This window comes from Sphingomonas yabuuchiae, from assembly GCF_001477495.1.
Taxonomy (GTDB): domain Bacteria; phylum Pseudomonadota; class Alphaproteobacteria; order Sphingomonadales; family Sphingomonadaceae; genus Sphingomonas; species Sphingomonas yabuuchiae_A.
The window spans coordinates 20021-32827 of the sequence record NZ_LDTF01000038.1 but is presented as its reverse complement, the minus strand read 5'-3'; the positions used below and the strand labels follow the sequence as shown (position 1 = coordinate 32827).

9 protein-coding genes are annotated in these 12807 nt (G+C 66.8%); 5 read left to right on the top strand and 4 right to left on the bottom strand.

Features of this window, described 5'->3' with window-relative positions:
* The first annotated feature begins 288 nt into the window (after nt 1-288).
* Nucleotides 289-663: a DUF3325 family protein gene (locus NS355_RS18715; RefSeq protein WP_153008144.1), complete on the top strand. Its 375-nt coding sequence runs from the start codon at nt 289-291 to the stop codon at nt 661-663.
* Here the strand turns inward: NS355_RS18715 and NS355_RS08680 are convergent.
* Nucleotides 569-1504, bottom strand: coding sequence for a glutaminase (locus NS355_RS08680; RefSeq protein WP_058745345.1), 936 nt, complete (start codon nt 1502-1504; stop codon nt 569-571). The two genes, NS355_RS18715 and NS355_RS08680, sit on opposite strands and share 95 nt — an antisense overlap.
* Nucleotides 1505-1617: 113 nt before the next feature.
* Between NS355_RS08680 and NS355_RS08675 the strand changes: the two genes are divergently transcribed.
* Entirely contained in the window at nt 1618-2910 is a 1293-nt protein-coding gene (locus tag NS355_RS08675; protein WP_058745344.1) for an MFS transporter, read from the top strand.
* Here NS355_RS08675 and NS355_RS08670 read toward each other — a convergent pair.
* On the bottom strand, nt 2868-3623 hold the full coding sequence (locus NS355_RS08670; protein ID WP_058745343.1) for a DeoR/GlpR family DNA-binding transcription regulator: 756 nt from the start codon (nt 3621-3623) through the stop codon (nt 2868-2870). The genes NS355_RS08675 and NS355_RS08670 overlap by 43 nt on opposite strands.
* A 152-nt stretch (nt 3624-3775) precedes the next feature.
* Nucleotides 3776-6571, bottom strand: coding sequence for a TonB-dependent receptor (locus NS355_RS08665; protein ID WP_058745342.1), 2796 nt, complete (start codon nt 6569-6571; stop codon nt 3776-3778).
* Between the two features lie 201 nt (nt 6572-6772).
* On the opposite strand from NS355_RS08665, the gene NS355_RS08660 reads away from it, so the two are divergent.
* From NS355_RS08660 to NS355_RS08650, 3 genes are all read left to right on the top strand, one after another.
* Entirely contained in the window at nt 6773-7996 is a 1224-nt protein-coding gene (locus NS355_RS08660) for a histidine-type phosphatase (protein ID WP_058745341.1), read from the top strand.
* Between the two features lie 87 nt (nt 7997-8083).
* The gene (locus NS355_RS08655) at nt 8084-8764 is read left to right on the top strand and encodes a response regulator transcription factor (protein ID WP_209445050.1); all 681 of its coding nucleotides are present in this window, start codon (nt 8084-8086) and stop codon (nt 8762-8764) included.
* Nucleotides 8761-10122: a sensor histidine kinase gene (locus NS355_RS08650; protein ID WP_153008142.1), complete on the top strand. Its 1362-nt coding sequence runs from the start codon at nt 8761-8763 to the stop codon at nt 10120-10122. The genes NS355_RS08655 and NS355_RS08650 overlap by 4 nt, the downstream gene beginning before the upstream one ends.
* A gap of 204 nt (nt 10123-10326) precedes the next feature.
* Here the strand turns inward: NS355_RS08650 and NS355_RS08645 are convergent, their stop codons facing one another.
* Nucleotides 10327-12735 carry a TonB-dependent receptor gene (locus NS355_RS08645; protein ID WP_084787736.1) on the bottom strand — a complete coding sequence of 803 codons (2409 nt, stop codon included), beginning with the start codon at nt 12733-12735 and terminating at the stop codon, nt 10327-10329.
* Between the last annotated feature and the right edge of the window lie 72 nt (nt 12736-12807).

Here is a 12807-nt window from a genome sequence, read left to right as displayed (position 1 = left end):
TGGTTTACTATGTTAGATATTAATGTATGTTTATTGGAGTCCTTATGCGTCTCTTTTGTGTAGTGTTTGCTCTCACCACGATGTGCCTGTTGCTTCTATTCTATGCATTGTCTTATGCTTTGTTTATTCTGATCCTCACTCCCTCTATAACATCTTTTTCTTTTTTTTTTTTTAATGATACGCCAACCCCCAAAATCTACACTCTCCTCTTCGTCGGCAGCGTCAGATGTTTATAAGAGACGGCCCCCAAAACCCCCGGCCGGTCGCGCCGGTCCATGGAGCCTGCCCATGCTTGATACGATCGCCCTTTGCTTCGTCGGCTTCTGGCTGCTCGCCGCCGGGTCCTATCGCCATGCCAGGGAGGCGGGAACGCTGCATGACGCGCGGCTGCGCATGGGCCTGAAGCTGCTCGGCGGCGCGGTGCTGCTGCTGGCGCTGTCGGCTTGCGGCACGGCGGTCACGGGCGAGCGGATCGTGCGCCTGTTCGGCGCCGCCTCGATCGCGGGCGTCGCGCTCAACCTGATCCTGTCGGTGCGCGCGCAGGCGGCCTTTGCGCCCTTGCGGGCGGTCAACCGGCTTGCGGGTCGAACACGGACCAGCCCGTCCGCTGCACCAGCCGTTCGAGCGCCAGCGTACCAAGCTGCGAATTCCCGCGCGCGTTGAGGCCGGGCGACCAAACGGCGATCGATGCGCGGCCGGGCACGATCGCCAGGATGCCGCCGCCCACCCCCGACTTGCCCGGCAGGCCGACACGGAAAGCGAACTCGCCCGATCCGTCATAATGGCCGCAGCTCATCATCAGCGCGTTGATCCGCCGCGCCCGCTGCGGTGACACGACCGAGCGCCCCGTCCCCGGATTGACGCCCCGCGCCATCAGGTAACGCCCGGCCAGCGCCAGCTGCCGACAGCTCATCGCCAGCGCGCAGAAGTGGAAATAGACACCCAGCACCCGGTCGACAGGGTGATGGAGATTGCCGAACGAGCGCATGTAGTGCGCCAGCGCCTGGTTGCGGTGGCCCGTCTCCATCTCGGCTTGCGCGACAGCGGCATCGATGACGATATCCTCCTCCCCCGCCAACGCACGGACGAAGCGCAGCATCTCGCCGATCGCCTCGCGCGGCTCGTAGCCGCCGAGCAGCACGTCGGCGACGACGATCGCACCCGCATTGATGAAGGGATTGCGCGGGATGCCGTGCTCGGTCTCCAGCTGCACGATCGAGTTGAACGCGGTCCCCGACGGCTCGCGCCCGACCCGCCGCCACAGCTGGTCGCCGACCGCACCCAGCGCCAGCGTCAGCGCGAAGACCTTGGAAATGCTCTGAATCGAAAAGCTCTCCTCGGCATCGCCCGCCAGATGGCACTGGCCGTCCGCCTCGACGATGGCGATGCCGAAGCGCTGCGGATCGATGTCCGCCAGCGCGGGGATATAATCGGCGGGCGTGCCCCGGTCGGGGGCTTCGGCCATCTCGGCGGCGATATCGGCGACGATCGCGGACAAGTCCATGACCCCGTGGTGCCGTGTGGCGGATGCTTTGTCGAGCGCCGCGAACCCGTCACATACCGACGCTAGGGAGCCGTCGCTTCCCCCCAAGCCCAAGACGGACCGATATCGACATCATGCGCGACAGGGACACTGCCCCGCCCGCCCCCGGTTTCTGGACGCTGGCCAGCGTCGAGGGGTGGGAGCGTTGTGCGATCCAGGGCGCGAAGTCGCTGCTGACCCTGTTCCTGGTCACCGACCTGCTGGTGCACGGCCGGGGGGTGATTGCGCTGTCTGCCTTGCGCCGCGGCATCGAGGCGATGACCGGGGCGCATGGCGACATCGCCTTCGCCTCGCAGCTCTACGGCCTGTACGGCGCGCTCACCTATCTGGTCCTGCCGCTGGGCGGCTGGATCGCGGATCGTAGCGGACAGCGGCGGCGCGCCATGTATGGAGGCGCCATGCTGATGACGCTGGGGCTGCTCGCGCTGGCCAGCCGCAGTTGGGCGCTGCCGGGGCTGGTGCTGCTGATCGGCGGGATCGGGCTGCTCAAGGGCAATCTGGCCGCCGAAGTGGGGGCGTTGCGGGGGCGAGCGAAGGGCGAGCGGCTCTATGCGGCGTATCTGGCGTTCCTGAACGGCGGCGCGCTGCTGGGGCCGCTGATCGGCGGCTGGCTGGCGTTGCGGTTCGGCTTTGCCGCCGCCTTTGTCGTCATGGCCGCCAGCATGATCGCGGCGATGCTGACCCTGCGCTCCGCGCCGCCGGTTCGCCTGATCGAAGCGCGCGAGGCGGACCATCGCCGCACCGACTGGCCGCGCGTCATCCTCGCCATCAGCGCCGTGACATTGTGCTTCTGCGCCTATGAGCAACTCAACAACATGGTGCTGCTCTGGGCCGAACAGCGCGTCGACCTGACGCTGGGCACCATGACGATCCCGCCGAGCTGGCTGGCGGCGGCGGACGGGCTGTTCACCATCGCGCTGGCGCTGCTCGCCTATCGCCTCTGGCCGCGCCTGCGCCGCGAACCGGGTCCGGCGACGAAGCTGGCCGCCGGAGGGCTGGCGATGACGCTGGCCTATATCCTGCTCGCCGGGCTGTCCGGGGGGGCGGCGCAGGTCGGGCTGATCGGAGCGGTCTGCGCGATCGCATTGCTGTCGATCGGGGTCGTCCTGTCCTGGCCCTCGGCGCTGGCGATCGTCGCGGCCGCCGCGCCGCCGTCACGACGCGGGCTGATGACCGGGCTCTTCTATCTCCATGGCTTCGTCGCGCATCTGGCCGTGGGGCAGTTGGGCACGCTCTATCCCCGCATGGACCAGCCGCATTTCTGGCTGATCCATGCCGGTTTCGGGATCGCGGGCGCCACGATCGCGCTCCTGATCCCGCGTGATCAGGCGACCACCACCTCCACCCCGGCCAGCGCCTCGGCATAGGCGGGCGAGAGGGGCGCATCGGTCACGAGCATCGCCACCGTGTCCAGCGCCGCCACCTGGATGGTGCCGGGACGGTCGAACTTGCTCTGGTCGGCGGCGATCAGCGTGCGGCGCGAGCGGGCGATCATCATCCGGCACAATGCCGCCTCGCCCGCGTGATAATCGGCAAAGCCGTGATCGAGATTGACCGACTCGACCGACAATATGGCCAGCGCGGGCGTGAACATGCTCAGATATTCGCGCGCGGTGGCGTCGAAACAGGCGCGATACTCGTAATCCATCTCGCCGCCGGCCAGCATGATGCGATTGTCGTTGCGCCCGCCCAGCTCGGCGGCGACGCCGACCGCGTTGGTCACCACGGTCAGCCCCTGATGATCGCGCAGTGCCCGCGCGACATAATGGCCGGTAGTGCTGGCATCGATATAGATGGTCTGTCCGTCCGCCACGACCTGTGCGACGGCGGCGGCGATGCGCTGCTTGGCCTCGGCATGGCGTTGCAGGCGGGTGGCAAAGGAGCCCTCGGTCTCGACCTTGGCGATGCGCACCGCGCCGTGGGCGCGCACGACCGCACCCGATGCCTCCAGCACGCGTAACTCGCGCCGGACCGTCTCCTCGGACACGGACAGCGCCTCGGCCAGTTCGCCGATCCCGTGAAACCCGCCCTCGGAAAGATACGCCACGATCTCATGCTGGCGGCGTTGGCGTTTCATCATGTCTGGCAGGTCCTCTCTTCGGGATCATGCTAGCGTGTGACCAGGTGGTCAGGAACCCCACACAAAATCGCCGACGGCACAAGGATGCGCCGTCGGCGTAGGTGCGCTCCGGCGCCCATGGGGACGGGCACCGGATCGGGGAGAGGGTAGGATCAGAAGGCGTAGGTCAGATTGAGCATGTAGATGCGCCCCGTCTCGACATAGCCGCCCTTGCGGTCGTTCGAGAGGTACGCCTTGCGCTCGCTGGTCGTCGCCCAATAGCTGTGTTCGTCGAACAGGTTCTGCACCGACGCGCCGATCGTCAGGCCCGACGGCAGGACATAGTTGACGATCAGGTTCGAGATGGTCGTCGGCTGGATATAGGTGTCCGGACGGCTGGAGCGCAGATCGTACAAGCGGTCGCCGGTGTAATTATAGTTCCACTCCGCCGACAGCGGGCCATGGGCATAGAATAGCGCGGCATTGTACATGATCTTCGGCGCCTGGGTCATGCGCTGGTCGCGCATCTGGCCGTTGACGAAGACCCGCGCATTGGCCCGCTGCACCGTGACATTGGCCTGGAGCCCCAGCCCGTCGAGCAGCCCCGGCAGCCCCTTCAGCGAATAACGACCGAACAGTTCGACTCCGTAGATCTTGCCCGTGGCGTCGGTGGTCAGCTTCGACACCTCGACCCCGCCCTGCTGTTCCGACTGGGGGGCGCCCCAGATGTTGTAGTCGCCGCTGGCATTGGTGGTGCCGGTCGCGAACAGGACGTGGTTCAGATCCTTGTAGAAGGGGCTGATCGAGAAGAAGTCGGTGCCCTGCCCCTTATATTCGATCGAGGCGTCGTAGTTCCACGAGGTCTGCGCATCGAGGTTCGGGTTCGGGATGAACACCCCCGTCACCTCGCCCAGGTCGTTGCGCGTCACCTGCGTCGGCCCGAGCAGCAGGTCGAAAGCGGGCCGCGAATAGCTCTTCCGGATCGAGGCGCGGATCACCATCGCGTCATTGGGGCGGTAGTTGGCGATGACGCTCGGCAGCCACTGGTCGTAATGGCGGTCGGAGGTCACGAACGCGCCGCTATTGCCCTGCTCCTGGAAATAGGTGCCCTTGAAGCGGTTATACTCATAGCGGACGCCCGGCACGACCTGCAGATCGCCGAACTGCATCGTCGCCATGACATAGCCCGACAACCGGTTCTCCCGCCCGTCGAGGCGGTTTTCCTTCAGCTTCACCGGGTCCAGACCGGCGATCTTCGGGCTGGAGAGCTGGCGGACCTGATTCTCGATATAGTCGGTATCGATCAGATAGATCGGCACCTGCGCGGCATTGTTCATGAAGCCGCCGAGCAGACGACCGGGCAGCGAGGTCAGGGCCGGGCCGGTCGCGGCATAGCGCGGCGAGTTGCTGCCATCGGCATTGGGGAAGGTATATTGCAGCGCGCCGTCGTCACCCAGCGCGTTGGCGTAACGCTTGGCGTCCTCGACCTTGGCCCCCGCCGAGATCGAGACGAGCCCCTGGTCGGCATGGTGCCAGGTCGTGTCGAACTGACCCTCCAGGCGGCGTTCCCAGGTGTTCTCGAACTGCTGGGTGACATACCACTGGCGCAGCTTGCTGAGGTCGGTCAGATATGCCCGCGCCGCGTCGGTCAGGACGACCTGCGGGAAGGTGCGCTGGCCGATCGAGGTGACCATGCGATAGGCCGCCGTGCCCGTGTTGTCGGCGGTGCCGATATAGGGACGGCCCGCAAAGCCCGACTGGATACGCAAGGGGTAATTCTGCGACCCGCGCGAATAGGCGCCGTGATAGTCGAAGGTGAAGTCGCCCGAGCGCGTCTCGCCGCCGAGCTTGGTCGTCACCAGTTCCTGCTTGCTGTGCTCGGTGCGGAAATAATGCGTCGCGGTCAGGCCGTAATCGGCGCGATAACCGGCGGCGTCATACGAACCCTTGTTGGGGTTCGGGTTGATCTGGTCGGGTGCCAGGCTGGTCTGGCGCAGCGCGGTCTGGTCCATCCAGCTCTTGAGATTGTACCGGCCATAGGTCGAGTGCAGGTACAGGTCGGTGCCCTCGCCCTTCCAGTCGAGGTTCAGCGTACCGCCCATCCGCTCGATGCGGTTGCGGAACGACTGCCACTGGGCGCCGCGCGCGAAGAGGTTGTCCAGATTGTCGCGGATCATGCCGGAGATATTGTTGTTATACTTCTCCCAGTCATGCTGCACGGCGGTCGACTCGCCCAGCACGTGCTTCAGGCCGTAATAGGCTGAGGCATAGACGCCGAAATCGCCGAAGCGCTGGGCGGTCTCGACCTGCGCGGTGCCGCCCCAGGGGTCCTGGCGACGCGCATCGGCACGGCCCGCCAGCTGGCCCTGAAGGCGGATCTGGGTACGATGGTTGGGCAGGTCGAAGGCGGTGATCGGCACCATGTCGATGATGCCCGCGATCGCGTCTCCATCGTACTTGGCGGTCGGTGCCTTGTCGACGCGCACCGTCTGGAGCGAGAAGGGCGACAACAGGTTCATCGAGATGGCGCGGGTGCGCGCATCGGTCTGCGCCAGGCGCACGCCGTCGAACGAATAGGCGTTGTACGAGGTGTCGAGACCACGGATCGAGACATATTGCGCCTCGCCCGTCGCCGCCGCGTTGCGCGACTGGTCGACCGACGAGCTGATGCCCGGCAGGCGGGTCAGCAGGTCCGCCAGGTTCTGCTGCGGTTGCAGCCGCAGCTCCTCGCCCGAGACGACGGTGGCCAGCGACTGGCTGCGCAGCTGTTCGTCCTGGGCATCGACCACCGCCTGGCGATGACCCTTCACCACCACGTCCTCACCCGCCTGCGGGTCGGCGGCCGCGACCGCCGGTTCGTCCGATGCGACGATCGGATCGGCGGCGAACGCCGGTGCGGCAATCAGCAAGGTCGCGGCGGTGCCGCACAACAGGCGCACGACATGCGCCCGCTTGGCCGAAACGGTCATGGAATTCCCCTGGATCGATATTGATGGCGACGCCCCCCAGGACGCCTTCGACGGCTCCGCTAGGGGCGACGTGTGACAGCGCGATGACTTATTGACCGATTTTTGATGACTTTCGAAAAAACTTCCCAAGGTACCGGTCAAGCGCGATGAAGCGGGAGACAATGTCACAGTTCTGACCCGAAATCGGTCCAAAGCCGCGCGATGACCGCCTTTCCCCGCCGCCTGATCGCGCCGCTCGCCCTGTATGTCCTCTCCGCACTGGCCGCGCCGGTCGCGGCGCAGTATGCCCCTGCCCCCAAGGGGCTGACGCTCGACCGGGTGGTGGTGCTGATGCGGCACGGCGTCCGCGCGCCGCTGGACGGAGAAGTGCCGCACGGCACGCGCACCGCCAAGCCCTGGCCGATCTGGACGACGCCCGAAAGCGAACTGACCCCGCACGGTGCCGAAGCGCTGGCGGCCGAGGCGCGGGCCGACCGCGCCGCCTGGGTCGCGCGGGGCCTGTTGCCGCAGGGCTGCCCCACACCGGGCAGCATCCGCATCCGCACCAACAGCTCGTCCCGCACGATCGCCAGTGGGGAGGCCTATGCCAAGGCGCTGGCCCCCGGCTGCACCGTGCCTGTCGCGCATAATCCGATGGGCCAGGTCGATCCGCTGTTCGAACCGCTGCGCGCCCGTGCCACCCGCTTCGATGCCGACGCGGCGGTGGCGGACATCGACCGCTTCATCGGCGGCATGGACGCGCTGGTCGCGCGCCACCGTCCGGCGCTTCGGCTGCTGGACCAGGTGCTGGGCTGCGGCGACCCCAGGGGTTGCGATCCGGCGGGACCGGCGCGGCTGACGCCTTCGGCCGATGGCCATGGCATCGACCTGACCGGGCCGATCCGCACCGCGTCGGGAACGGCACAGGTGCTGTTGCTGCAATATGCCGAAGGGCTGTCGCCCTCGGTCGGCGGCATGCCGGTCGACGGCAGGACGCTGGCACGGCTGGGCACGGTCCATGCCGCGCTGTTCGACGTCTATTCGCGCTCGCCCTATATGGCCGCACACCAGTCGGCCGCGTTCGGGCGGCACATGATCGACGCGCTGACCGCGAAGGACGGTGCGAAGGTGGACATGCTGGTCGGGCACGACACCAACGTCACCGCGCTGGCCGCTTTGCTCGGCTTCGATCTGGTCGCGCCGGGCTATGCGACCAATGACGCCGCGCCGGGCGGGGCGATCCTGATCGAGCGCTGGCATGATGCGAAGGATCGTGCGTTCGTCACCGTCCATTATCGCACCCAGTCGCCCGACCAGATCCGCGCCCATGCCGCCGCCGTCTCGACACGGGCCGTGACGGCGCGCGGATGCCCCACCGATGCGCCCTGCCCGCTCGATCGTTTCGTGCAGCTGTTCCGCGAGCGGCTGGCACCGCTGGCCCAATGAAATCGGTGGGGTAGGATCGGCGGGGCAGGACTTGCCACCGCGCATTTGCCCGGTAGGGCGGATGCCATCACGGTCTGGATGATATCGATGAGCCTGCACCTGCTTCTGGTCGAGGACGACGCCCTATATGCGGGCGGGCTCGCCGCCGACCTGATCGCATTGGGTCACCGGGTGGAGCATGTCGGCGACGGACGGCTGGCGCTCGCCGCGATGGACCGCGAGCAGTATGACGCAGTGATCCTCGACCGGATGATGCCGCGCCTGGACGGGCTGTCGGTGGTCGAGACGCTGCGCGCGCGCGGGATCACGGTGCCGGTCGTCATGCTGACCGCCCTGTCCATGGCCTCGGACAAGGTGGACGGACTGGAGGCGGGCGCGGACGACTATGTCGTCAAGCCGGTCGAACCGCAGGAACTGGTCGCGCGCATTCAGGCGGTGATCCGGGGTCGCCGCTGGACGGTCAGCGAAACCGACACCATCCGCGCAGGGAACATCGTGGTCAGCCCGACCAGCTTTCGCGCCTGGCGCGGCGGGCAGCCGATCACGCTGGCCAATCTGGAGCTGAAGCTGCTGGCCGAACTGGCACGCCATGCGGGCGAGGTGCTGACCCGCGCCATGCTGATCGAGCGGGTCTGGGGTTATGATTTCGAGCCGGAGACGAATATCGTCGACGTCTATATCCGGCGCCTGCGCGTCAAGCTGACCGAGAATGGCGGCGAGGATCCCATCGAAACGGTGCGCGGAATCGGCTATTCGCTGAAACCATGATCAAGCGCGCGATCCGTCGTCTGTCGCTGCGCGGGCTGACCATCGCCGTCCTGGCCCTGTTCCTGATCGCCACGGTCGCCACCGGCATCTCGATCCTGGCCGCCAACCGGGTGACGGTCGCACGTGCGGTCGATCGCCGGATCGAGGCGATCGCCGATCTGGTGCTGGAGCGGGACGCGGGCGAGATGCGGCTCTCCACCCCGTTGCTGCTCGCGCGGATCGCCACCCTGTCGACGCAGCGCGATACCGGCGATATCGGCCTGTTGCTGCTGGGGGCGGACGGACGGCGGCTGGGCGGCAATATCGCCCCGCGCTCCACCCTGCCGATGGGCCGGTCGGACCTGCGCCAGCGCGACGGGATCATCGGCCTGTCGCATGGCCGCGCGCTGGTTCGCGATGCGGGCGAAGGGCGGCGGCTGGCCGTGGTGGCGGAAACCGAGCCGTTCGACAGCTACCGCGCGACGCGGACGCGCATCTATCTGACCGGGTTCGGATCAATCATCCTGATCGTGGTCGGCGGCATGGTCGCCTTTTCGATGCTGGTCGGCCGCCGCATCGCCGACCAGCGCGCCACGGTCGAGGCGATCATCGCCGGGAATATCCGCCACCGCGTGCCGGTGACCGGATCGGCCGACGAATTCGACCGCCAGGCCGCCGCCTTCAACCACATGCTCGACCGCATCGCCGAGTTGATGGACGCGATGCGCAGCCAGTGCAACGATATCGCCCATGACCTGCGCACGCCCCTGTCGCGGCTGCGCGGCCAACTGGCGCGCCTCGTCGAGGACGCCCGCGATCCCGCCCAGGCCGAACGGGCCAGCGCCGCGCTGGCCCAGTGCGACGCGCTGCTCGCCATGTTCGCCGCGCTCCTTCGCATCGCCGAGATCGAGGCGGGACATCGTCAGGCGGGCTTTGCCTCCCTCGACCTGTCGACGCTGGTCCGCGATACCGCCACGATGATGATCCCCGTCGCCGAGGATGCCGGGCATCGTCTGGGCGTGGCCGTGAATGCCACGGTGACGGATTTCGTCGGCGACCGTCAGTTGCTGACCCAGGCGCTGGTCAACCTGATCGGCAATGCGATCAAATATGGCGGCAAGACGATCACCGTGTCGCTCGACGCCAGCGAAGAGGGCGTGACCTTGCGCGTCGCGGATAATGGCCACGGCATCGCGGCCGAGGATCGAGCCCGGGCACTACGCCGTTTCGGACGGCTCGATAGCGCGCGGGAAGCGGCTGGAGGGCACGGCCTGGGCCTGCCGTTGGTCGAGGCGATCGCACGGCTGCATCGCGGGCGGCTGGAACTGGGCGATGCCGCGCCGGGTCTGGCGGTCTCGCTGATCCTGCCCGGGCGATAGGCGAAGCGACATAAGGCGAAATCACCCCTCCCCTTCAGGGGAGGGGCCGGGGGTGGGGCGTTTCCGCGAGCGCAGGATTTGAGGCGAAGCCCCACCCCAACCCCTCCCCTGAAGGGGAGGGGCTCGCATTGAAACCACGCAGTGGCTTCAACAAAAAAGGGCCACCCCGAAGGGCGGCCCTGAAGTTGGGGTATGGGATCAGGATCAGAAGCGGACCGTGCCTTCCAGGCCGATGGTGCGCGGCGGGTTGAAGTTGCCGTAATCGCCCAGCGTCGCGGCATTGGCGGCCGAGCGGCGATAGACGAAGCTGTTGTTGAGCAGGTTGCGGCTCCACAGCGACAGCGTCATCTTCGTCCCGTTCTCGGTCAGCGGCAGGTCGGCCAGCGCGATGCGGCCGTTCATCACGAAGGTCTTGTCGGTGCGCGTCGTCTCGTTCTGGAAGCTGTACGCCGGGTCGGCATAGTTGGCGTCCAGGTGGAAACGCACCTTGGCCTCCGAACCCGCCAGCGGCACCTCGTAATCGGCATAGGCCGAGGCGGCGTTGCGCGGCGTATAGACCACGAACACCTGGGTCAGCGCGTTGCCCAGGAACGGGTTCGGCGTCAGCGGCACATTGGTATAGGTGTAGGCATAGGACGCGCCGACCGTCATCCCCTCGATCGGGTTGGTGGTGATGTCGGCCTCGACCCCGCGAATCTTGGACGTGCCCGGCGCGTTGCGGGTTTCCTCGGTGTGCAGGTTGTAGGTCGGGCTGGCCGGGTTGGTGTCGACATTGTCGAAGTCGATCTGGGTACCGGTACGGTCCATGATATAGCCCGCCAGGTTCAGGCGGACGCGCTTGTCGAACAGGTCCATCTTCGACCCGATCTCATAGGACTTGACCGCTTCGGCGCCGAACGCGGCGAAGGTCTGCGACCGGTCGTTGGCACCGCCCGCGCGGTAGCCGGTCGAATATTTCGCATAGAGATGGACGGTGTCGGTCGCGTCGAACGCCGCCGTCACCATCGGATCGAACCGGCTGTTGTCGAAGGTGAAGGGGAAGTTGGTCGACTTGCCCTGCACCAGATACAGCGTGCCGTTGCGCTTGTCGTGGGTGTAGCGGCCGCCCAGCGTCAGGTGGAAGGCATCGAAGCCCGCCGGGGTATAGGTCGCCTGCGCGAAGGCCGCATAGCTATAGGCGCGGGCGAAGCTGCCGCGCTGAAGGAAGAACGAACCCGGCGCCCAGCCCTGGTTGCCCGAACCGATGGTGCCCAGCGCAGTCTGCGACAGGATGGTGTAGCCGGTGCCGTCCGCATTCCACTGGTTGGTCGACGGGGTCGCCGCCGTCTCGCGGGCGTTTTCGGTGAAGTAGAACAGGCCCGCCACGTAATCGAGCTGCGGCAGGCTGCCGACCGCCTGGAATTCCTGGCTGAACTGGTGCTGCTGCATGAAGGACAGGCTGTAGCGGCTGAACTTGCCGTTCGGCAGGAACACGGTGCGGTGCGCGCCGCCCGAATTGTCCCACTGGTCGGTCGACACGCCGCGCCATGCGGTGATCGAGCGCAGCTCCAGGCCCGGCGCCACGTCATAGTTCAGCTTGGCCGAGAAGCCGTGGGTCCGGTCGACGCTGTACTGCTGCGGCACGCCGATATCGGCGGTCTTCATGCGGTTGTCGCCCGACACGACGACCAGCGGCGACAGCGGCGCGATGGTGCCCGACGGTAGCTTGCCGTTATTGGCGTTGATCTGGGCAATGGTCGCGACCGGCAGGCCGCGCGGGTTGTAGTTCAGCAGCTGGCTGTAGAAGGGCGAGTTCTCGTCCTTCGCCTGGTCATAGGACAGTTCGGCCGAGAAGCCGTCGACCGGCTTCCAGAGCGCCGCGACATGACCGCCTACGCGGTTGTACGCGCCCCAGCCCACGCTGCCCGGCAGCGGGTTCTTCACGAACGGATTCTGGTGTTGGATCACGCCGTCCAGCTTGACCGAGATGTTGTTGAACTCGGGCAGGTTGACGTGCGCGGCGGTGTTGTACGCGCCGTAATTGCCGAAGCCCGCGGTCAGCGAGCCGCCGAACTTGCCGGTCGGCTTGGCGGTGACGATCGACAACGCGCCGCCCTCGGTATTGCGGCCGAACAGCGTGCCCTGCGGCCCGCGCAGCACTTCGACGCGCTCGATGTCGAACAGCGCGGCGTTCAGGCCCTGCGACCGGCCCAGATACACGCCGTCGAAATAGACGCCGACGCCGGTGTCGCGCGCGGTCTGGTTCTGGTCGAACGGCACGATGCCGCGGATACCGACGGTCAGCGCCGACTGGCGCGCCTCGAAGGTGGCGACGCGGAGCGACGGCACGGTGCCGTCGGCCAGGTCGAGCAGGCTCTGGACGTGGCGGTCCTTCAGCACGGTCGGGTCGATGACCGAGATGGCGATCGGCGTCTTCTGAAGGCTGGTCTCGCGCTTGGTGGCGGTGACGACGATGTCCTTCAGCTCACCCGAATCGGTGGCGGGATCGGTCGCCGCGGCGGCGGGCACCGGATCGGCCGCAGCCTTGGTGTCGGCGGCAAAGGCCGGCGTGGCGGCGAGTGCCAGAAGCGCGGAACCGCCCAGCAGCGCGGCGCGAACGAAATTGGTGTTCATGGTGGTTATTATCCCTATCCCCCGATCGACCTTCCGGTCGTCGCTGGCCGCGCGGATAGGGGTACTCCAAGA

Bases quoted from the DNA above. Each gene is read 5' to 3' on its own strand.
- NS355_RS18715 (WP_153008144.1), top strand. From the start codon at position 289: ATGCTTGATACGATCGCCCTTTGCTTCGTCGGCTTCTGGCTGCTCGCC.
- NS355_RS08680 (WP_058745345.1), bottom strand. From the start codon at position 1,504: ATGGACTTGTCCGCGATCGTCGCCGATATCGCCGCCGAGATGGCCGAA.
- NS355_RS08675 (WP_058745344.1), top strand. From the start codon at position 1,618: ATGCGCGACAGGGACACTGCCCCGCCCGCCCCCGGTTTCTGGACGCTG.
- NS355_RS08670 (WP_058745343.1), bottom strand. From the start codon at position 3,623: ATGATGAAACGCCAACGCCGCCAGCATGAGATCGTGGCGTATCTTTCC.
- NS355_RS08665 (WP_058745342.1), bottom strand. From the start codon at position 6,571: ATGACCGTTTCGGCCAAGCGGGCGCATGTCGTGCGCCTGTTGTGCGGC.
- NS355_RS08660 (WP_058745341.1), top strand. From the start codon at position 6,773: ATGACCGCCTTTCCCCGCCGCCTGATCGCGCCGCTCGCCCTGTATGTC.
- NS355_RS08655 (WP_209445050.1), top strand. From the start codon at position 8,084: ATGAGCCTGCACCTGCTTCTGGTCGAGGACGACGCCCTATATGCGGGC.
- NS355_RS08650 (WP_153008142.1), top strand. From the start codon at position 8,761: ATGATCAAGCGCGCGATCCGTCGTCTGTCGCTGCGCGGGCTGACCATC.
- NS355_RS08645 (WP_084787736.1), bottom strand. From the start codon at position 12,735: ATGAACACCAATTTCGTTCGCGCCGCGCTGCTGGGCGGTTCCGCGCTT.